The organism is Allobosea sp. (assembly GCF_035944895.1).
Lineage (GTDB): Bacteria > Pseudomonadota > Alphaproteobacteria > Rhizobiales > Beijerinckiaceae > Allobosea.
The window spans coordinates 1,234,800-1,253,846 of sequence record NZ_DASZAT010000005.1 but is presented as its reverse complement, the minus strand read 5'-3'; the positions used below and the strand labels follow the sequence as shown (position 1 = coordinate 1,253,846).

Genomic DNA, 19,047 nt, shown 5'->3' with positions numbered 1-19,047 from the left:
GCGCAGCCGGCGCGCCGCGAGATGCGAACCACGCCCTCCATAGCGAGCCGGCCTCTCGCAGCCCCGCCGCCCTTCGAGCTCGCGATCGCGCTCACCGGCGAGGACCGCGTCGCAGCCGCGATGCATCTCTACCGCGACCTGATCGCGACGCGGCGCCGCAACGTCCTGATCGTCACCGGCATCGCCCTGCTCCTGATCACGGTCGGACAGCTATCGACCTCATGGGGTGGGCGCGGCCGCGGCGACTTCGCCCTGATGGGGCGCAATTTCCTCGATGCGTTGAGCGGCCCGACCGGCATCCTCCTGGCGACCTTCGCGCTGGCGGGCGGCATCGCCTACGCGTTCTTCGGCATCTCCACACGCCGTCGCTTGCGACGCTGGTATCGGAACGAGGGCCTCGCGACCGCGATACCTTGCAGCTATCGCCTTCATGAAGCCGGCCTCGACGGCAGCGAGCCGGACCACCGCAGCCATATCCCCGCCTGGCGCCTGCGCCAGCTGGCCGATGGCCCCGAGCACTTCTTCATCGAGATCGAAGGGGTCGACGATCTCGTCGCGCTGCCAAGGCGAGACCTATCGGCCGAACAGCAGGCGCATCTTCGGGACTGGGCGCGGTTCTGCATCGGCCAGGCGAAGCCTTCGGATACCGACGCAGCGGAGCAATCAGCAACGGAACCGGCCGACGAAGCGCCTCTCGATCTGCGCTTTCGCCTGACGCCCGAGGATCGCACGGCGATGGCCCTCCGCCAGCAGGAGCGGTTCTGGCCGCGCAGCCGCCTACTGCGCCGGACGGCATTCGGCCTCGTCTTCGCGCTGCTGCTGGTGCCGGCGGTGATGCTGTTGCTGTGGAGCATCGATCCCGATCGCGTGCCCGTCGCATTCGCCCTGCCGCTTTTCGCCGAAATGGCGGTGAAGACGTTCTGGCCGATCACGGCCGGGCTCTGCGGCCTGGTCCTGCTCGGCCATTTCGCGACGCCGTTGTTCATGCGCCTCAATGCCAAAAGCCTCGGCAAGACCCTGCATCGACGGGCCAGCGACGATGAGGTCCGGGTCCTGATCTCGCCGGAGGGCGTCACGAGCCGGCAACGCGGCATCGAGAGCCGATATGACTGGGCGGCGTTCACCGGCATCGAGCGGCGCGGCGAGCACATCTTCGCCATCCTGCGCCGCGGCGATCCACTGCTGCTGCCGGCGCGCGTCCTCAATTCCGACCAGATGCAGCTCTTCGATCGGCTGGCGGCCACGCATATCGGCCGACCCGGAGAGGCCGCATGACCGGACGCCGCGATATTGCGCTGTGCATCGCCCTGCTCGGCGTTGCGCTTCTTGCCGGACATGCGAGCGCCGAGCCGCTGCCATTGCCGGACGGGCTGATGGTCGATCTGCCCGGGGGCTGGCGGGTCGACGGCGCCGTCGAGGGCGAAACCGGAAAAGACGGGCGCACCCGCATTCAACTCGTCTGCGAAACGCCGGCCTGCAAGCGCACGCAGGAAACCTGCACGGTCCTGATGCGAGCCCAGCCCGTCGCCGGCACGGATGACGCCGCCCGGCTCACCTCGCTCTATGCCGCGCCTATGGACCGCTATTTCCGCATCCGCGCCGTGCTGCGCAGCACCAGCAAGGACGCGCAGGTGCTGCAGCCACTCGGGCGCGTTTCGCTCGGGCCGCGCGACTGGTGGGTGATCGAGACCGACGCCCGCCACAACTACAAGTCCGGGCTGTTCGCCGAAACCGTGATCGACGGGCGCTATCTCGGCGTGATCTGCAAGACCTGCGAGACCGGCAGCGAGCGCCATCAGGCCGGCCGCGCCATCATGGCGAGCATCAGGCCGGCGGACTGACTGCGGCCGCTTCGCCGAGCACGGCTTCGATCAGTCGCGCAATGTGCTGCACTGCCGCGTCGCTCTCGCTGCGCCGATGCCAGGCGAGATGCAGGGGGAAGCCCTCGACCGCGACCGGCGGCTCGAAGGTGACGAAGCGATCAGCTTCCTCCGGTGGCAAGGTCCGGCTCGGCAGCAACGCGATCAGTTCGGAGCTCAGCAACAACGGCGGCACGCTGAGGAAGCTCGGCACGACGAGGCCGATATGGCGCTTGCGGCCGAGCCGGGCGAGCGCTTCGTCGAGCGGACCATGCGTCTCGCCGCGGCCTGAGACCAGCACATGCGGGAAGGCGAGCCAGCGATCGAGATCGAAGCCGGCGGCCGCTGGATGATCCCGGCGCATCGCCACGACATAGCGTTCGCGCAATAGCTCCCGGCGGGCAAAATCGGCATCGATCGTCGGGAAGACCGAAATGGCGAGATCGGCTCGCCCTTGCGCCAATGCCTCCAGCGTCGCCTGCGCGCCCTGCCAAGGCAGGACGGCTAGCGTCAGGCCAGGTGCAGTCTGTCGGAGCTGCTCATAGATCCGGCCCGTCACCAAGGCCGGCGGCAGCTCGGCCGTGATCAGCCGGACAGTCTGCGTCAGGCTTTTCAGGTCGGGCTCGGGCGCGTCGAGCAGCGCACTCACCTGCCCCAGGATGTCGCGCAGCGGCTGCTGCAAGGCCTGCGCCTTCGCGGTCAGGCGCATCCGGCCCCGGCCCCGCAGCAGCAGCGGATCATTGAAGAGGTGGCGGCAACGCTCAAGCGCGCTCGACGCCGCCGGCTGCGACAGGCCGACCCGCTCGGCCGCGCGCGAGACATGCGCCTCATCGAGCAGGGCGTCGAGCACGACGAGCAGGTTGAGATCGACGCCACGTAAATTCATGGAATCGATAATATGATATATCGATCATCCATTGGAGTAATTTCTTGAGCACCCGCATCTTCCTCCTCGAACCGAAGGAGGTCGCCATGACACAGACGCTGATCCTGCTCTTCCACCCCGATTTTCAGAACTCGCGCGCCAACCGGGCGCTGGCGGAAGCGGCTGGCAGCCGGCCCAGTACTGAGGTCGTCGACATGCAGGCGCTCTATCCGGATGGGCGCATCGACGCCGAGACGGAGGCTGCCCGGCTGCTTTCCGCCGAGCGCATCGTCCTGCAGTTCCCGGTGCAGTGGTATTCGACGCCGCCGCTGCTCAAGGCCTGGCAGGACACGGTGCTGACCCGGATGTTCTACATCCATTACGAGGCGGAAGGAGCGAAGCTCGCCGGCCGGCCGCTCCTGATCGCCGCGAGCGCCGGCAACATTCCCGAGGCCTACGTGCCGAGCGGCGCGAACCTGTTCTCGCTGGGCGATCTGCTGAAGCCATTGCAGGCGACTGTGCATCGCTGCGCCCTCGCCTGGCAGGAGCCATTCCTGATCTATGATGCGCGCCGGGCCGATGCCGAGGCGCTGGAGGCGGCCGCCGATCACTATGTCGCGCGGCTCGCCCAGCTCGAAACCCGGCAGGCCGCCTGACCGGCCGGGGGAGTGTCAGCTCAAACCTGTTCGGCGTCGACCTTGCGGCGCGTGAGCGCCATCAGGATCGCAGCGCCCAGTCCCGACTTGACCAGCGAGCCGAGCAGGAAGGGCACGACGCCGACGAGCATGGCCTTCTCCGCGCCGATCAGGGTGGCAAGCCAGAGGCCGCCTAACGCAAGGCAAAGCGCATGGCCGAGCAGCATCGCGGCAAAGGCGAGAGCCGGCCGGCTGCCGTTCCAGCCGCGCTCGGCGAGCCAGCCGACCAGAGCGACGACGAGAGGGAACGAAGCGAGGTATCCGGCGGTCGGGCCCATGAAGGGGGCGAGGCCGCTGCTGCCATTGGCGAGCACGGGCAGGCCGAGCGCCGCTTCGACGAGCCAGGCGAGGACGGTGAGCGCACCGAGCCGCCAGCCATAGAGCGCGCCGATCAGGATCACCGCCAGCGTCTGCATGGTCATCGGCACCGGCAGCATCGGCACGCTGATCTGCGAGGCGATCGCCAGCACCAGCGTGCCGAGCAGGACGGCAGCAGCCTTGATGTAGGCCGGACGCGCCTGCAGGCCGAGCGGGCTGAAGCGGGCAGGCGTGACGTAGCTGAGGTCGCTCATGAGATCGTCTCCATCGATTCCATAATTATAGATAATTTTTGACATTGATCTATCATAGAGTCCACAGCCGCACCCGGAATGCAAGCGCGTCCGGCGCGATCACCCGTGAGCGCATCGCTGCACAGCCCTGCTGCGATCCTGCCCGCCGACCTGTCGGCCCCGGCCTCAGCCCTGGATCGCGAAGACGTCTCGCGTTCCGCCGGCAGCCGTCCGCACTGGTTTTGAGCCGATCCACTGGACATGGCGGGCCAGGATGGCGGCCGCCTCATCCACCTGTCCGGCGCGCAGCGCGGCGAGGATGGCGCGGTGATCGTGATCGGTGCGCGCTTCCCAGTCCGAGCGCCAGGCCGAGAACAGGAAGCGCGCGCTGGCGGCATGGAGATCGTCGATCGCCGCCAGCAGGCGCGGCATGGCGCAGGGCGTCACGATCAGGCGGTGGAAACGGCGATTCGCCTCTTCCCAGGCGCGAACATCCGGCGAGTTGTCGCCGGCGCGGGTTGCCTCCTCGGCCTCGTCGAGAATGGCGCGTGTCAGATGCGGGCCGGCATGGCGCAGCGCCAGCACCTCCAGCGCCGCGCGCATCTCGGCGACTTCGCGAACCTCGCGCAGGTCAAAGGCGGCGACGCGCACGCCGCGGCGCGGCTCGCTGACGGCAAGTCCCTGCGCTTCCAGCCGCTGGAAGGCCTCACGCACCGGGACGTGGCTGGCGCCAAACTCGACCGCGACATGATCCTGCCGCAGCCGCGCGCCCGGCTCGATCTGCCCGGAGATGATCCGCTCGGCGAGGACGCGGCTGATGCGGACCGGCAGGGTCTCTGATTTCTCTTTGGCCATCAATTATCGATAATTTCTCGCCGCGGCCGCGTCGAGCCCATGCGGCCGATCGTGCCCTTGCCGTACACAGCATCCGGGGCCAGTCTCCGCTCCTTCACAGGAGGACATCGCCATGTCGCAACTGCCCGATCATGACCCGGTCGCGGGCGATACCCGCTCCTGCGAAGCGCTCGAACAGGTGATCGTGCCGCGTGCGCATGATCTCGGCGGCTTCTCGGTTCGCCGGGCTTTGCCCTCGATCGGCCGCAAGATGGTCGGCCCCTTCATCTTCTTCGACCAGATGGGCCCAGCCGAATTCTTGCTCGGCGAGGGCATCGATGTCCGCCCGCATCCACATATCGGGTTGTCCACCGTCACCTATCTGTTCGACGGCGAGATCATGCACCGCGATTCGCTCGGCACGGCCCTGCCGATCCGGCCGGGCGCGGTGAATCTGATGACCGCCGGGCGCGGCATCGTCCATTCCGAACGCACCGCCCCCGAAGAGCGCATGAAGGCGCCCAAGCTCTACGGCATCCAGACCTGGCTCGCTCTGCCGAAGACGCATGAGGAGATCGCGCCCGAGTTCATCCATCACGCCGCGCCCGAATTGCCGCGCATCGTCGGCGAGGGAAAACGCGTCAGCCTGATCATGGGCTCGGCCTTCGGCGAGACCTCGCCGGTGAAGTTCCCTTGGGACACACTCTATGCCGAAGCGGTGCTGGCGCCGGGCGCGATCCTGCCGCTCGACCCCGACTATCACGAGCGCGCCGTCTACATCGTCTCCGGCAAGGTCGACATCGCCGGCGACGAGTTCGGCGCCGGCCAATTGCTGATCTTCAAGCCGGGCGACCGGATCTCGATCCTCGCCGTCGACCAGAGCCGGCTGATGCTGATCGGCGGCGAGCCGATGGATGGGCCGCGCCATATCTGGTGGAACTTCGTCTCGTCCTCGAACGAGCGCATCGACCAGGCCAAGCAGGAATGGAAGACCGGCCGCTTCGACACCGTGCCCGGCGACGAGGAGGAGTTCATCCCGCTGCCGGAGCGGTGAGCGCACCACCATGCCTGCCGAAGGCTCCGGTCGCTCCTCCGCCGCGCCTGACGCGGCGGATGGCACGCGTTCCTCGCGCAAGCGGCTGATCGGTTTTACCTGGGCGGTGTTGACCGTCCTGATCTTCGCCGGCTGGTTCGTGGTGACGCGCTTCAGCGTCACCCGCATCCTCACTGTCTGGGACCTGACGGCGCTGCGCTATGGCATCGGCGCGATCCTGCTGGCGCCGGTGCTGTTGCGCGCCCTGCCCCCAAAGGCCTGGCGTAACGGCTTCATCTTCTCGGCGCTCTGGGGCGCGCCCTTCGCGGCCCTGGTCGCGCTCGGCGTGCAGATGACCTCGGCCGGGCGCGCCGCCTCGGTGACGCCGACCCTGATGCCGGTCTTCGCCGGGCTACTTGGCTGGCTGCTGCTGCGCCAGCCGCCCGGCTGGATCAGGCTTGCAGGATACGCCGCGATAGCGGCCGGCCTCTGCGGCTTGATCCTCACCGCTGCCGGTGGACAGGGCGCGCCGAGCCTGCTCGGTCTCGGGTTCCTCGCGCTGGCCGCGGCGATGTGGGCCGGCTACACGCTGCTTCTGCGCGGCAGCGGCCTCAATCCGCTGCAGTCTGCGGCGCTGATCTGCTTCTGGTCGGGCCTGATCTACGTTCCGCTCTATCTCGTCCTCGGCATCGGCCATCTCGGGCAGGCTCCGACAGCCGAGATCGCGGTGCAGGGCTTCTATCAGGGCGTGCTGATGAGCATCGTCGCGCTGATCAGCTTCAACCGCGCCGTGACGCTGCTCGGCGCCTCGGCCGCCGCCGCAATGATCGCGCTGGTGCCGGTCATCGCCTCACTGCTCGCCATCGTCTTCCTCGGCGAAGTCCCGACAATGGCGGAAGGGATCTCGATCGCGTTCATCGTCGCAGGTGTCCTGCTGGTGACCCGGCCGGCGCCTGCTCGCCGACGCGAGTAACGCTCCGTTGTCCCGGACATGCGAGAGAATTCAGCCTGGTCCCACGCCGATGATATCAACCCATCCCATGCGCATCCTGCTCCTCGGCGCCTACGGTTTCATCGGTCTGGCCATCGCCCGTCGGCTTCAGCAAGCGGGACACCACATCGTCGGCTTCGGCCGCGACCTCGATCTGGGCAGGCGGCTCGCGCCCGATCTCGCCTGGACAGGGGCAGATCTGGCGACGCTGGTCGATGAAGCAGCCTGGCAGCCCTATCTCGACGGCATCGACGCAGTCGTGAACGCCGCCGGCGCCCTGCAGGACGGCGCACGCGACAAGCTCGCAGCAAGCCAGGAGCGTGCCATTTCCGCCTTGATCGCGGCCTGCGAGGCGCGCGGGATTCGCACCTTCATCCAGATATCCGCGCCAGGGGCCGATCCTGCCGCGCAGATCGCCTTCCTGCGGACCAAGGGCGCGGCCGACGACGCCTTGCGACGCAGCACGCTCGACTGGACCATCCTGAAGCCCGGCCTCGTGATCGGCGCCAACGCCTATGGCAGCACGGCCTTGCTGCGGATGATTGCCGCCCTGCCCCTCGTGCAATTACTCGCCTTCGGCACAAGCAAGGTGCAAGTCGTCGCGCTCGGTGAGGTGGCGGACGCTGTTTGCAGTTGCCTGGCCGGAGAGGTTCCGAAGCGCGCCACATTCGACCTCGTTGCGGCAGAGCCGCACACGCTGCGCGATCTCGTCCTGAAGCTGCGGCGCTGGCTGGGGCTGCCCGCGCCCATCGCGATATGCGACCTTCCCACGCCGATCGGACGCGGCCTGGCGCAGCTTGCCGATCTCGCCGGCTGGTTCGGCTGGCGCTCGCCGCTCCGCAGCTCTGCGCTCGACGTCCTGTCCCAGGGTGTCGCTGGTGATCCCGAACCGTGGCGCGCAGCGACCGGGCGCGATCTGGCCGAACTGGATGCCATCCTGAACCAGCTGCCCTCCACGCGCCAGGAACGGATTTTTGCCAGGAGCCAGCTGGTCCTGCCCGCCCTCGTTCTGACCCTGGCCTTGTTCTGGCTGCTGTCGGGCTTGATCGGCCTGTGGCAGTGGCGCGAAGCGGTTGCGGTCTTGCCACCGTCGGTATCGCGCGAGCTGGCAGCGAGTTTCGTGATCCTGGGCTCGCTGGCGGACATCGCGATCGGGATCGGCTTTCTGTTCCGGCGTTGGCTGGTTCGCGCGGCGCTCGGCGCGGTCGCTGTATCGCTGGCCTACCTCGTGGCCGGAACCGTGCTGACGCCATCGCTCTGGGCCGACCCGCTGGGGCCATTCGTCAAGATTCTTCCTGCCACAGCCTTGGCGGTCGCAGTGATGGCGATCGCCGGGGAGCGCTGATGGACTGGCTTCTGTTCCTGCGCTGGCTCCATGTCCTCGGCGCCACGGTCTTGCTCGGCACCGGCGCTGGCATCGCGTTCTTCATGGTGATGGCGCATCGGACCCGCGATCCGACCCTGATCGCTCATGTCGCCGGCACCGTCGTGGTCGCGGATTGGCTCTTCACGGCATCGGCCGTGCTGTTGCAGCCGGTGACCGGCTATTTGCTGGCACGCGAGATCGGCTGGCCGCTGTCCGAAGGCTGGATCGCGCTCTCTCTGGCGCTCTACATCCTGACCGGCTGCTTCTGGCTGCCGGTGGTCTGGATTCAGCATCGGCTTCGCCGGCTCGCAGCGGACGCGGCGAAGAATGCCGCGCCCCTCCCCGCGCGCTATTTCCAACTTTACCGAATCTGGTTCGCTTGCGGCTTTCCGGCCTTCCTCTCCGTCCTGACGATCATCTGGCTGATGCTGGCCCGCCCGTCTTTCACGCTGTGGTGAGCTCGCCCGCCTTCTCAGGCGAGCTCTGAAATGTCGCGCAGGCGCGGCACCCGCGAAAAGCCGATGACGAGCAGCTGGATCAGGAAGCCTGCCGTCGCGAGCTGCAGGCAAGCGGCGATGCCGAGATGCGCCGCCACAAAGGCACCGATCGCAGCCCCCACCGGGCGCGCGCCGAAGGTCGCCGTCATGATCAGGGCGGAGACGCGGCCGAGCATCGCATTGGGCGTCACCGCCTGGCGCAATGTCATCGTCGAGATTGTCCAGATGATCGGCCCGACACCGAACAGGAAGAAGCTCGCCCCGACGAGATAGACAAACGGGAACCAGAGCGTCGCGAGCATCACACCGGCCGCACAGAGGCCGGCGAACGGGCCGAGCAGAACCAGAGTCCCGAAGGAGACCCGGCGGGAGATCTGCGGCGCCAGCGCGGCACCGACGATCATACCCGCACCATAGATGCCGAGGGTGATGCCGACCTGCATCGCGCTGAGGCCGAGATTCTGGACGGCATAGGCGACATAGACCGCCTGGAAGATGAACCAGGAGATGTTGAAGAAGACCGCCGTCATCAGGATCGGCCTGAGCAGATCATGGCCGGCGACGAAACGCGCGCCCTCCTTGAGATCATGCAGCAAGTCGCGCCGTGGACCGGACGGCGCCTCGTCCTTCGGCAGGCCGGCCAGCAGCAGCGCGGCAAAGATGGAGAGCCCGGCCGCCAGCCCATAGGCCGTCGAGATGCCGATCCAGCCGACAAGCGCGCCGCCGAGCGCCGGACCGCCGGCATAGGCGGCGCTGCGCGCCAGCTCCAGCCAGCGATTGGCCTCAGCGAGCCGCGCGCGCGGCACCACCGATGGCACGAAGGCCGGCGCGGCGACGCTGTAGCAAACCGTGCCGACGGCGCCGAGCGCGCCGAGAAGACCCAGCCAGGTCAGGTTGAGGCTGCCTAAAGCGAGTAGCAGCGGGATCGCCAGCAGCGACACCGCGCGCAGCACCTCGGTGCCGACCATGAGCCGGCGCCGCGAGGCGCGATCGACCATCAGGCCGGCGGGGATCGAGAGCAGGAGAAAGGGCAAGGTCTGCGCCGTCTGCAGCCAGCCGGTCTCGGCCGGCCCCGCCGCGAGCAGCAGAACGGCGGCCAAAGGCGCCGCAGCCAAGGCGATCTGCTCCGAGAACTGGGCAAAGAGATTGGACCAACCGATGCGGCGAAATGCCGTCGGCAAGGGGGTGATATCGGCCGGTTGCATGACCTTCATGTCCTCGGAAGCAGTTGTGAGGACACCAAAAAGCCTTGCCGGCATGGGAGCCACCCGTTTCGTGGCAAGGCAGGACGCTCGCGCTGATGACGGGCGGGATTTCCAACTCCGGTTTGCCAGCGCGCCACGCAGGCTCTATTTCCAGATCATCCCAGCGAAGGATCCGACAGCCTCGTGCCTCGCCCCAACACGCCCCTCCTCGACCAGGTGCCCGATCCGGCCGCTCTGCGCCGGCTCGACGATGCGCAATTGCGCCAGCTCGCCGACGAGCTCCGGGCCGAAACGATCGACGCCGTCTCGGTCACCGGCGGCCATCTCGGCGCCGGCCTCGGCGTGGTCGAGCTCACCGTCGCCCTGCACCATGTCTTCGACACGCCGCGCGACCGGGTGATCTGGGATGTCGGCCACCAGGCCTATCCGCACAAGATCCTGACCGGCCGCCGCTCGGAGATCCGCACGCTGCGCCAGCCGGGCGGGCTCTCAGGCTTCACCCGGCGCGCGGAGAGCGAATACGACCCGTTCGGCGCCGCCCATTCCTCGACCTCGATCTCGGCCGGGCTCGGCATGGCGGTCGGACGCGATCTCGCCGGCGGGAAGAACAACGTCATCGCCGTGATCGGCGACGGCGCGATGTCGGCCGGCATGGCCTATGAAGCCATGAACAATGCCGGCGCGACCGGCTCGCGCCTGATCGTCATCCTCAACGACAACGACATGTCGATCGCCCCGCCGGTCGGCGCGATGTCGGCCTATCTTGCCCGCCTCGTCTCCGGCCGGACCTATCGCTCGCTGCGCGAGGTCGCCAAGTACCTGGCCGAGAGGCTGCCGCGCTTTTTCCACGAAAAGGCGAAGCGAACCGAGGAATACGCCCGCGGCTTCTGGACTGGTGGCACGCTGTTCGAGGAGCTCGGCTTCTACTATGTCGGCCCGATCGACGGGCACAATCTCGACCATCTCCTGCCGGTGCTGCGCAATGTCCGCGATGCCGAAACCGGGCCGATCCTCGTCCATGTCGTGACGCAGAAGGGCAAGGGCTATGCCCCGGCCGAGGCCAGCGCCGACAAATACCACGGCGTCGTCAAGTTCGACCCGGTCACCGGCCTGCAGGCCAAGGCGCCGGCGAATGCGCCGAGCTACACCAATGTCTTCGCCAATGCCCTGATCAAGGCGGCGCGCGAGGACGAGAAGATCGTCGCCGTCACCGCCGCCATGCCGTCCGGCACCGGGCTCGATGCCTTCGGCAAGGAATTCCCGGGCCGCACCTTCGATGTCGGCATCGCCGAGCAGCATGCGGTGACCTTCGCAGCAGGGCTTGCGACCGAGGGCTTCAAGCCGTTCTGCGCGATCTACTCGACCTTCCTGCAGCGCGCCTATGACCAGGTCGTGCACGACGTCGCCATCCAGAAGCTGCCGGTGCGCTTCGCGCTCGACCGGGCCGGCCTGGTCGGCGCCGATGGCGCGACCCATGCGGGGGCCTTCGACGTCGCCTATCTGGCCTGCCTGCCCGACATGGTGGTGATGGCAGCCGCCGACGAGGCCGAGCTGACCCATATGGTCGCGACCGCCGCCGCCTATGATGCGGGCCCGATCGCCTTCCGCTATCCGCGCGGTGAAGGCGTCGGGGTCGAGATGCCCCAGCACGGCGTGCCGCTCGAGATCGGCAAGGGCCGGATCGTCAAGCAGGGCACGCAGGTCGCCCTGCTCTCGCTCGGCACGCGCCTTGCCGAATGCCTGTCCGCCGCCGAGCAGCTCGGCCAGCGCGGGCTTTCGACCACGGTCGCCGATGCCCGCTTCGCCAAGCCGCTCGACGAGGACATGATCCTGCGCCTCACCAGGGAACACGAGGTGCTGGTAACGGTCGAGGAAGGTTCGGTCGGCGGCTTTGGCAGCCACGTCCTGCAATTGCTGGCACGCGAGGGCGCGCTCGATCGCGGCCTGAAGATCCGCAGCCTCGTGCTGCCCGACATCTTCCAGGACCACAACAAGCCCGAGGCGATGTACGCGCAAGCCGGGCTCGACGCCGCCGGGATCGTGCGCACCGTCGAGAAGGCGCTCGGCCCGGCCAGCGCCGTCCGCCGCGCCTGACATATGACCGCCGGGCTGCCGCGCCGGGTCCGCGCCGACCTGCTACTGATCGAGCGCGGCCTGTTCGAGAGCCGGGCGCGGGCGCAGGCGGCGATCGCCGCCGGCCTTGTCAGTGCCGACGGCGTTGTGCTGCGCAAAGCCTCGGAGACGGTTCCGGACACCGCGTCGATCGAAGCGCAGGCGGCGCATCCTTACGTCTCGCGTGGCGGGGTGAAGCTTTCTGCCGCGCTCGATGCCTTCGGCTTCGATCCCAATGGACTGACCTGCCTCGATGTCGGCGCCTCCACCGGCGGTTTCAGCGACGTGCTGCTCCGGCGTGGCGCGGCCCATGTCTACGCCGTCGATGTCGGCCAGGCGCAATTGCATGAGAGCCTGCACGGGAATCCGCGCCTGACCAGCCTGGAGCGTCAGGACATCCGCACGCTCGACCCCGGCCTGTTCGGTGAGGCGCCGGCGCTCGCCGTGATCGATGTCAGCTTCATCTCGCTGAAGCTGGTGCTGCCCGCGGTGGCGACGCTGCTGGCACCCCAGGCCCGGCTGGTCGCGCTGGTGAAGCCGCAATTCGAAACGAAGCGTTCGGCGCTGAAGAAGGGCGTTCTGCGCGACGAAGCGCTGCAGCAGCAGATCTGCGCGGAGATATCGGACGTCGCCGTCGGTCTCGGCTTCGCGGTCAGCGGGCTCATCCCCTCCCCGATCGAGGGCGGTGACGGCAACCGCGAATTCCTGCTCGGCGGCGAGCGCGCAGCTTAACCCGCCATCACGGCGTCGACATCGGCCTGCACGGCATTTGGGTCGATATAGGCCGCTTCGCCCCGGCCGTTGGCGTTGATGAAGGCGGTGGCGCGCGCGATCAGGCGGCGCAGCGACAGGCTGGCGACGTCGACGATCAGCCCCGGGTCTTCCTCGGCCGGCATCTCGTCGAGCAGTGCCGTCGCCGTATAGATCAGGCGATCCATGGCGGTGCAGAGCGCATCGAAGCTCTGCGCCTCGCGCTGCCCAAGCCCATGATAGGCCGCCATCGCCTCGCCGGCGCAACGCAGCGGCGAGGTGGCGAAATGCTCGACATAGCCGACGGCGCGCCAGGCCTTGAGATCGCCGACGATCTCGCGGTCGATCGGCACCATCTCCAGCAGCATCAGCGCCTCGCTGTGCCGGTTGAGATAGTCCGTCGAAAGCTGCGGAGCTGTCCAATCCGCCGCGGTCGGTGATGTCTCGGTCGCGGAAGCAGACATGAAGAGGCCCCGAAGCGGCGCGACTATGCTGTGCCAACCGCAAACAAAGTCTTGATCCGGTCACGATAAGGCGAAAGTGATCGGGAGATGTGTGGTCGCTATGCCGTTATCTTGCCGCCTGAGGCGATGCGCGAAGCCTTCGCCTATCGCGAGCAGCCGAATTTCCCGCCGCGTTACAACATCGCGCCGACGCAGCCGGTGCCGGTGGTGCGCCTCGACGAGGGTCGGCGCCAGTTCATCCTGATGCGCTGGGGCTTCATCCCAGGCTGGGTCAAGGATCCCAAGGACTACCCCTTGGTCATCAATGTCCGCAGCGAGAGCGCCAGCGAGAAACCGTCCTTCCGCGCCGCTCTCACCCGCCGGCGCTGCCTGATGCCGGCGGACGGCTTCTATGAATGGCACCGCCTCGGCGAAGGCCGCCAGCAGGAGAACCGGCCCTATCTCTTCCGCAGGCCGGATCGCGGCATCTTCGCTTTCGGGGCACTGTGGGAGACCTGGCACAGCCAGGATGGCTCCGAGATCGACACGGTCGCGATCGTCACCGGCCCGGCGAACGGGCAGATGGCGGCGATCCATCACCGCTCGCCGGTCGTCGTGCCGCCCGAGGCGTTCGACGCCTGGCTCGATCCTTCGGCGGAGCCTGCCGCCGTGCAGAGCCTGATGCGGCCGCCGCCTGACGATTTCTTCGAGATGTTCCGGCTCGGCGCCGGCGTGAACAAGGTCGCCAATGACGGGCCGGAGGTACAGGAGCCGTTCGATCCGGCTTCGGAACCGGTCCCTGCTCCAAAGCCCGCCATGCGTTCCCGTCGGGGCGGCCCCGACGATGCACAGGGCAGCCTGTTCTAGCGCTGGCCATAGCGGCGCGCTTACTCTGGTCCCAAACGAGACCAATAGAGGGAACTCACGAGATGGATGGCCGCCGCCCGACGATGAGTTCCCTGCACGGCATGGTCGCCGCCGCGCACCCGCTGGCGGCACAGGCCGGCGCCCGCATTCTCAGCCAGGGCGGCAACGTCTTCGACGCGGTCGGCGCGGTCGCGTCCGCGCTCAATGTGGTCGAGCCGTTCATGTCGAGCCTTGCCGGCATGGGCTCGGCGATCATGTGGGTCGCGGCCGAGAAACGCGTCCGCGTCCTCGATTTCGTGCCGCCCGTGCCGGAGAGCTTTCCGCTCGAACGCTTCACGCAGCGCTCCGAGCTCGAGCGCGGGGCGCTCGCCGTCGCTCCCCCCGGCAATCTCGCCGGCTGGTGCGAACTCAACCGCGCCTATGGCCGCCTTTCGCTGGAACAGATCTTCGCGCCGGCGATCGCGCTCGCGCAGGATGGCTTCCCCATCGCTGCGTTCGGCGTGATCGAGTTCAACGAGCAGGAGCCGCTGCTGCGCGAGCAGCCCAAGCTCTACGAACACTGGGCGCGGAACTATCTGCGCGAGGGCGGGACGAGCGTCGCGCTGGGGCAGATCCTGCGCCAGCCGGAGCTCGCGGCGACCTTGCGCGACATCGGCGCAAAGGGACCGGGCCATCTCTACCAGGGCGCGCTCGGCGAGACGATCACCAACCATATCAAGGCGCTGGGCGGCACGCTGACCATGGCCGACCTCGCCAAGGTCGCGCCGAACTGGCGCGAGCCGCTCGCCGCCGCCTATCGCGGCCGGCAGGTGCATGTGCCGCCTCCCGCCTGCGAGGGCTTCCAGTTCCTTTTGACCCTGCGCATCCTCGACGGCTTCGATCTCGGCAAGCTTGAGCGCAACGGCACCGAGCATCTCGACATCGTCTACCGCGCCATCCGCCTCGCTGCCGGCGTCCGGATCGCCCACAACAATCCGAAGCCTGAGAAGCTCGCCGAGATCCTGTCCGACGCCTTCGTCGAGCGGCTGCGGGCGCGGGTCCGCGACGGCAAGCCGATCGATGGCCCGACCGAGCAATGGATGCCGCAGGCACCGGCCGGCGAAGACCCCGGCCACACCACCTCCTTCTCGATCGCCGACCGCGAGGGCAACCTGATCTGCGTGACGCAGAGCATCGGCAGCCCGTTCGGCAGCGGCGTCGTGGTGCCCGGCACCGGGATCTGCCTCAACAACTTCCTCTACTGGGCCGATGTCCAGCCCAGCAGCCCGAACCGCTCGCTGCCCGGCTCGGAGCTGCCGATGTGCATGTCACCGACGCTCTCGACCAGGGACGGCGCGCCGGTGCTCGCGCTCGGCACGCCCGGCAGCTACGGCATCATGCAGACGCAGGTTCAGGCCATGGTCCAGCATGTCGATTTCGGCCTGCCGCTGCAGGATGCGATCGAGGCCCCGCGCGCAAGGCTCTGGGACGGACGCGAAGTCGAGGTCGAGAATCGGGTGGCGCCGGCGACGATCGCGGCACTCGCCGAGCTCGGGCACGGCATCTTCGCCAATGAGGGCGGCTGGACGATGCGCGTTGGCGGGATGCAGGCGGTGTCGCGCGATCCGGCGACAGGGCGGCTCACAGGCGCCTGCGATCCGCGCCGGGACGGCTACGTCGCGACGCCCTGAGCGTCACTTCCCTGAGCTCGCGATTTCAAGTTCGAGTATCAACCTGAAATCGCGCCGGCCTTTTGAGAACGCCCCAGCGCCGCGTGCAATCGCGCGTGCAGCTCCGAGATGGAAGCATGTCGAATCCCGTCCCCGACGATCTCCAGTCCTGGCTGACGACTGCATTGCTGCCGGGCTGGATCGCCCGCGCCTTCGATCCGGCACGGCCCGGTTTCGTCGAATATCTCGAGCCGGATGGAACGCCCGAGGCCAGCGATCTGCGTACGACGCTGGTCACGGCACGGCTGACCTATGTCTTCAGCCACGCGCATCTGCTGGGGGTTCCAGGGGCGCTTGCCGCCGCGCGCCACGGCCTCGCCTTCCTGACTCACGTCTGCCGGGGCGCCGACGGGCGTTTCGTCCATTCCTGCACGACGCATGGCGAGGTCGTCGACGGCAAGACCGACTTCTACGATCTCGCCTTCGTGCTGTTCGCGCTCGGCTGGTTCGCGAAGGCGACCGGCGAGACGAACGTGCTGACGATCGCTGGCGAGGTGATGGACTTCCTCGACAGCGAGCTGGCGCATCCGGCCGGCGGCTTTGGCGAGGATACGCTGGGCACCCAGCCACGGCGCCAGAACCCGCATATGCACCTGCTCGAGGCCTGCCACGCCCTGGCGGCAGTATCGCCCGACCCACGCTGGCTGGCGACGGCCAACGGGCTCGTGCAGTTGATGCGAGGGCGGATGCTCGACGCCGACGGTACGCTCGGCGAGTTTTTCGACGAGGGCTGGACTGCCTTCCCCGGCCCGCGCGGGCTGATCCGCGAGCCCGGTCATCATTTCGAGTGGACCTGGCTGCTCTATCACCACGAGCGGTTGACCGGTTCGAGCGGTGCTCGCGAAACGGCCCGCAAGCTCCACGCGTTCGGAGAACGTCAGGTCAACGCCTCGGCCAATCCATCGCGGCTCGTCGTGAACGAGGTCGATCCGACGGGGCGTGTGCTGAACGGCGCTGCGCTGCTCTGGCCGCAGACCGAGTATCTGAAGGCGCTGGTCGCGCGGATCGAATTCGAGAGCGATGCCGATGCCGCAGCACTGCTCGACCGGCATCTACACCTGATGTTCCGGCACTTCGTCGATCGTGAGAGCGGTATCTGGGTCAACCAGCTCGACGACCGGGGGCTGCCGATCAGCGAGCGGGTGCCGGTCCGGGTGCTTTACCACCTTGTGCTGGCGCTCGCCGAAGTCTGCCGCGTCACCAAGGGTGGCGTCCCGTCCTAGCGCGCGCTGGCCACCTCCTCCTCCGGAAGCGCGAAGGTGCCGCTATAGCGGAACAGCTCGCCGAACAGCGGATGCTTCAGCGTCATCCGCATGCTGAAGCTGCGCTCATCGATCGGCCGCTCCTCGATATAGCCGGTGCCGAGGAGCAGACCGACGGGCAGTGGTAGATCGTAGCCGAAGAGCCGCCAGACATAGCCTTCGTCGCGGAAGATCAGCGCCCCCTCCTCGGCCGTCACCCTGAGGCGCATGCCGACGCCGAAGCGGACGAATTCGATGACCTGATTGGGCCCCACCTGCTGCATGTGCGAGCGGAAGTGGAACGGCCTGCGACCGGCAAAATGGAACACGCGGTTCCAGTGCAGCGTGCCGTCATTGGGCCGCGCGGTGTAGTGCACCTCGATCGGCACGTCGCGGCCACGATAGGGCACCAGCGCCCCGACGATCCGAGCGAAGGGCAACAGCACCTTGGCGAAGGTGCTGTGCTCGACCTCCTGCATCACCCCTTCGACACAGATGTAATCGTCGCTGAACGGGCGCAGGAAGTAGTGGCGCCGGATGACCTCGCCGAGCCGGTGCCAGTCCTCGCCGAGCACCTCCTGGAAGACCGGCCGGCGTCCGCTCATGCGCTACAGCACCGCGCCGGGGTTGAGCACGCCCTTGGGATCGAGCGCCGCCTTCACCGTCCGCATCAAATCGAGCTCGACCGGATCCTTGACGCCCGGCAGGAGCGAGCGCTTCAGGCGGCCGATGCCATGCTCGGCCGAGATCGAGCCCTTGAGCTCGGTGACGATGGCGTGGACCGCCTCGTTCATCGCGCCCCAGCCTGCGAGATAGGCGGCCTTGTCGGCGCCGACCGGCTGGCTGACGTTGAAATGGATGTTGCCGTCGCCGAGATGGCCGAAGGGCACCGGCCGGCAGCCCGGCACCAGCGCCTCGACCGTGGCGATGGCGCGCTTCAGGAACTCGGGCGTCGCCTGGATCGGCACGGAGACGTCGTGCTTGATCGAGCCGCCCTCATGGGTCTGCACCTCCGAGAGCATCTCGCGCAGCTTCCAGAGATCGGCGCGCTGGCCGAGCGAGCCGGCGAGCACGGCATCGGTGACGAGCCCCTCCTCCAAGGCTTCCCCGAGGAAGGCCTCGACCGCGTCGGTAACCCCGACCTCGGCCTGGGCGCAGACCTCCATCAGCACATACCAGGGCGACGGCTCCGACAGCGGATCGCGGGCGCCGCTGGCATGGCGGACGACGAAGTCGAGGCCGATGCGGGGCATGATCTCGAAGGTGGTGAGCGTCCCGCCGGCGCTGGCCTTGGCCTTGTTCAGCAGCGCGAGCGCCGCTTCCGGATCGGGCACGGCGAGGAAGGCCGTGGCACGCGCCGCCGGCAGCGGGAAGAGCTTCAGCACCGCGGCGGTGATGATACCGAGCGTGCCTTCCGAGCCGATGAAGAGGTTCTTGAGGTCGTAGCCGGTGTTGTCCTTGCGGAGCTGGCGCAGGCCGTTCCAGATGCGGCCATCGGCTAGGACGACCTCGAGGCCGAGGCAGAGCTCGCGCGCATTGCCATAGGCGATCACCGCCGTGCCGCCGGCATTACTCGAGAGATTGCCACCGACCGTGCAGGAGCCTTCCGAAGCCAGCGAGAGCGGGAAGAGCCGCCCGGCCGCCTCGGCCGCTTCCTGCGCCTTCTGCAGGATGACGCCGGCCTCGACGGTCATGGTGTCACCGGCGGCATCGACCGAGCGGATCTTGTCGAGCCGCTGTAGCGACAGGATGATCTCCCGGCCCTCGGCGACAGGGACCTGGCCGCCGACCATGCCGGTATTGCCGCCTTGCGGCACGACCGTGACGCCGGTCTCGCTGGCCCATTTCATCACGGCTGAAACCTCCGCGACGGAGCCCGGCCGCACCACGGCCTGTGCCTTGCCGGGGAAGAGACCGCGCGGCTCCTTGAGATAAGGCACCATCGCGTCGGCGTCGGTGATCACATTCTTGGCGCCGACGATGCCGGCCAGAGCTTCGATAACGGGCGCGCTCATCCTGCCTCCGGAGA

General features: G+C 68.0%; 19 protein-coding genes. 12 read left to right on the top strand and 7 right to left on the bottom strand.

The features are described from left to right. The first annotated feature begins 21 nt into the window (after nt 1-21). Together VGV58_RS08300 and VGV58_RS08295 are read left to right on the top strand one after the other, a co-directional pair. Entirely contained in the window at nt 22-1,275 is a 1,254-nt protein-coding gene (locus VGV58_RS08300) for a YcxB family protein (protein ID WP_326873496.1), read from the top strand. Then, nucleotides 1,272-1,841 (top strand): hypothetical protein, encoded by a 570-nt coding sequence (locus VGV58_RS08295; RefSeq protein ID WP_326873495.1) that lies wholly within the window; start codon nt 1,272-1,274, stop codon nt 1,839-1,841. Before VGV58_RS08300 ends, VGV58_RS08295 begins: the two co-directional genes overlap by 4 nt. Here the strand turns inward: VGV58_RS08295 and VGV58_RS08290 are convergent. Beyond that, entirely contained in the window at nt 1,825-2,745 is a 921-nt protein-coding gene (locus VGV58_RS08290; protein ID WP_326873494.1) for a LysR family transcriptional regulator, read from the bottom strand. The genes VGV58_RS08295 and VGV58_RS08290 overlap by 17 nt on opposite strands. Nucleotides 2,746-2,789: 44 nt before the next feature. Here VGV58_RS08290 and VGV58_RS08285 point away from each other — a divergent pair, with 44 nt between their 5' ends. Continuing rightward, the gene (locus tag VGV58_RS08285; protein ID WP_326873493.1) at nt 2,790-3,380 is read left to right on the top strand and encodes an NAD(P)H-dependent oxidoreductase; all 591 of its coding nucleotides are present in this window, start codon (nt 2,790-2,792) and stop codon (nt 3,378-3,380) included. Nucleotides 3,381-3,400: 20 nt separating this feature from the next. On the opposite strand, the gene VGV58_RS08280 is transcribed toward VGV58_RS08285, so the two are convergent. Both VGV58_RS08280 and VGV58_RS08275 read right to left on the bottom strand, forming a co-directional pair. Beyond that, complete coding sequence (locus VGV58_RS08280) at nt 3,401-3,991, bottom strand: biotin transporter BioY (RefSeq protein ID WP_326873492.1); 591 nt, start codon at nt 3,989-3,991, stop codon at nt 3,401-3,403. 165 nt (nt 3,992-4,156) lie between these two features. Beyond that, on the bottom strand, nt 4,157-4,825 hold the full coding sequence (locus tag VGV58_RS08275; protein ID WP_326873491.1) for a GntR family transcriptional regulator: 669 nt from the start codon (nt 4,823-4,825) through the stop codon (nt 4,157-4,159). A 112-nt stretch (nt 4,826-4,937) separates the two neighbouring features. Here VGV58_RS08275 and VGV58_RS08270 point away from each other — a divergent pair, with 112 nt between their 5' ends. The 4 genes from VGV58_RS08270 to VGV58_RS08255 all read left to right on the top strand — a co-directional run bounded on the left by VGV58_RS08270 (nt 4,938) and on the right by VGV58_RS08255 (nt 8,652). Continuing rightward, nucleotides 4,938-5,858 carry a pirin family protein gene (locus tag VGV58_RS08270; RefSeq protein ID WP_326873490.1) on the top strand — a complete coding sequence of 307 codons (921 nt, stop codon included), beginning with the start codon at nt 4,938-4,940 and terminating at the stop codon, nt 5,856-5,858. Nucleotides 5,859-5,868: 10 nt separating this feature from the next. Next, nucleotides 5,869-6,810 (top strand): DMT family transporter, encoded by a 942-nt coding sequence (locus VGV58_RS08265; protein WP_326873489.1) that lies wholly within the window; start codon nt 5,869-5,871, stop codon nt 6,808-6,810. Between the two features lie 67 nt (nt 6,811-6,877). Continuing rightward, entirely contained in the window at nt 6,878-8,173 is a 1,296-nt protein-coding gene (locus VGV58_RS08260) for an SDR family oxidoreductase (RefSeq protein ID WP_326873488.1), read from the top strand. Beyond that, nucleotides 8,173-8,652 (top strand): DUF2269 family protein, encoded by a 480-nt coding sequence (locus VGV58_RS08255; RefSeq protein ID WP_326873487.1) that lies wholly within the window; start codon nt 8,173-8,175, stop codon nt 8,650-8,652. Before VGV58_RS08260 ends, VGV58_RS08255 begins: the two co-directional genes overlap by 1 nt. Before the next feature lie 14 nt (nt 8,653-8,666). On the opposite strand, the gene VGV58_RS08250 is transcribed toward VGV58_RS08255, so the two are convergent. Further along, nucleotides 8,667-9,896, bottom strand: a complete 1,230-nt coding sequence (locus tag VGV58_RS08250) for an MFS transporter (RefSeq protein ID WP_326873486.1) — start codon at nt 9,894-9,896, stop codon at nt 8,667-8,669. Nucleotides 9,897-10,079: 183 nt separating this feature from the next. On the opposite strand from VGV58_RS08250, the gene dxs reads away from it, so the two are divergent. Together dxs and VGV58_RS08240 are read left to right on the top strand one after the other, a co-directional pair. Next, on the top strand, nt 10,080-11,990 hold the full coding sequence (gene dxs, locus VGV58_RS08245; protein WP_326873485.1) for a 1-deoxy-D-xylulose-5-phosphate synthase: 1,911 nt from the start codon (nt 10,080-10,082) through the stop codon (nt 11,988-11,990). Between the two features lie 3 nt (nt 11,991-11,993). Continuing rightward, complete coding sequence (locus tag VGV58_RS08240; protein ID WP_326873484.1) at nt 11,994-12,740, top strand: TlyA family RNA methyltransferase; 747 nt, start codon at nt 11,994-11,996, stop codon at nt 12,738-12,740. Here the strand turns inward: VGV58_RS08240 and VGV58_RS08235 are convergent. Next, the gene (locus VGV58_RS08235) at nt 12,737-13,222 is read right to left on the bottom strand and encodes a hypothetical protein (protein ID WP_326873483.1); all 486 of its coding nucleotides are present in this window, start codon (nt 13,220-13,222) and stop codon (nt 12,737-12,739) included. The two genes, VGV58_RS08240 and VGV58_RS08235, sit on opposite strands and share 4 nt — an antisense overlap. Nucleotides 13,223-13,309: 87 nt before the next feature. On the opposite strand from VGV58_RS08235, the gene VGV58_RS08230 reads away from it, so the two are divergent. The 3 genes from VGV58_RS08230 (at nt 13,310) to VGV58_RS08220 (ending at nt 17,000) form a co-directional block, all read left to right on the top strand. Next, nucleotides 13,310-14,068: an SOS response-associated peptidase gene (locus VGV58_RS08230; protein WP_326873482.1), complete on the top strand. Its 759-nt coding sequence runs from the start codon at nt 13,310-13,312 to the stop codon at nt 14,066-14,068. A 62-nt stretch (nt 14,069-14,130) separates the two neighbouring features. After that, nucleotides 14,131-15,738: a gamma-glutamyltransferase family protein gene (locus tag VGV58_RS08225; protein WP_326873481.1), complete on the top strand. Its 1,608-nt coding sequence runs from the start codon at nt 14,131-14,133 to the stop codon at nt 15,736-15,738. Nucleotides 15,739-15,854: 116 nt separating this feature from the next. Next, nucleotides 15,855-17,000: an AGE family epimerase/isomerase gene (locus VGV58_RS08220; protein WP_326873480.1), complete on the top strand. Its 1,146-nt coding sequence runs from the start codon at nt 15,855-15,857 to the stop codon at nt 16,998-17,000. On the opposite strand, the gene VGV58_RS08215 is transcribed toward VGV58_RS08220, so the two are convergent. Together VGV58_RS08215 and VGV58_RS08210 are read right to left on the bottom strand one after the other, a co-directional pair. Beyond that, nucleotides 16,997-17,623 carry a DUF4166 domain-containing protein gene (locus VGV58_RS08215; RefSeq protein ID WP_326873479.1) on the bottom strand — a complete coding sequence of 209 codons (627 nt, stop codon included), beginning with the start codon at nt 17,621-17,623 and terminating at the stop codon, nt 16,997-16,999. The two genes, VGV58_RS08220 and VGV58_RS08215, sit on opposite strands and share 4 nt — an antisense overlap. A 3-nt stretch (nt 17,624-17,626) precedes the next feature. Continuing rightward, entirely contained in the window at nt 17,627-19,033 is a 1,407-nt protein-coding gene (locus tag VGV58_RS08210; RefSeq protein ID WP_326873478.1) for an FAD-binding oxidoreductase, read from the bottom strand. Nucleotides 19,034-19,047 lie beyond the last annotated feature (14 nt).

Coding starts and splice junctions, on each gene's coding strand:
- VGV58_RS08300 (WP_326873496.1), top strand. CDS start 22: ATGCGAACCACGCCCTCCATAGCGAGCCGGCCTCTCGCAGCCCCGCCG.
- VGV58_RS08295 (WP_326873495.1), top strand. CDS start 1,272: ATGACCGGACGCCGCGATATTGCGCTGTGCATCGCCCTGCTCGGCGTT.
- VGV58_RS08290 (WP_326873494.1), bottom strand. CDS start 2,745: ATGAATTTACGTGGCGTCGATCTCAACCTGCTCGTCGTGCTCGACGCC.
- VGV58_RS08280 (WP_326873492.1), bottom strand. CDS start 3,991: ATGAGCGACCTCAGCTACGTCACGCCTGCCCGCTTCAGCCCGCTCGGC.
- VGV58_RS08275 (WP_326873491.1), bottom strand. CDS start 4,825: ATGGCCAAAGAGAAATCAGAGACCCTGCCGGTCCGCATCAGCCGCGTC.
- VGV58_RS08270 (WP_326873490.1), top strand. CDS start 4,938: ATGTCGCAACTGCCCGATCATGACCCGGTCGCGGGCGATACCCGCTCC.
- VGV58_RS08265 (WP_326873489.1), top strand. CDS start 5,869: ATGCCTGCCGAAGGCTCCGGTCGCTCCTCCGCCGCGCCTGACGCGGCG.
- VGV58_RS08260 (WP_326873488.1), top strand. CDS start 6,878: ATGCGCATCCTGCTCCTCGGCGCCTACGGTTTCATCGGTCTGGCCATC.
- VGV58_RS08255 (WP_326873487.1), top strand. CDS start 8,173: ATGGACTGGCTTCTGTTCCTGCGCTGGCTCCATGTCCTCGGCGCCACG.
- VGV58_RS08250 (WP_326873486.1), bottom strand. CDS start 9,896: ATGCAACCGGCCGATATCACCCCCTTGCCGACGGCATTTCGCCGCATC.
- VGV58_RS08240 (WP_326873484.1), top strand. CDS start 11,994: ATGACCGCCGGGCTGCCGCGCCGGGTCCGCGCCGACCTGCTACTGATC.
- VGV58_RS08235 (WP_326873483.1), bottom strand. CDS start 13,222: ATGTCTGCTTCCGCGACCGAGACATCACCGACCGCGGCGGATTGGACA.
- VGV58_RS08230 (WP_326873482.1), top strand. CDS start 13,310: ATGTGTGGTCGCTATGCCGTTATCTTGCCGCCTGAGGCGATGCGCGAA.
- VGV58_RS08225 (WP_326873481.1), top strand. CDS start 14,131: ATGGATGGCCGCCGCCCGACGATGAGTTCCCTGCACGGCATGGTCGCC.
- VGV58_RS08220 (WP_326873480.1), top strand. CDS start 15,855: ATGTCGAATCCCGTCCCCGACGATCTCCAGTCCTGGCTGACGACTGCA.
- VGV58_RS08215 (WP_326873479.1), bottom strand. CDS start 17,623: ATGAGCGGACGCCGGCCGGTCTTCCAGGAGGTGCTCGGCGAGGACTGG.
- VGV58_RS08210 (WP_326873478.1), bottom strand. CDS start 19,033: ATGAGCGCGCCCGTTATCGAAGCTCTGGCCGGCATCGTCGGCGCCAAG.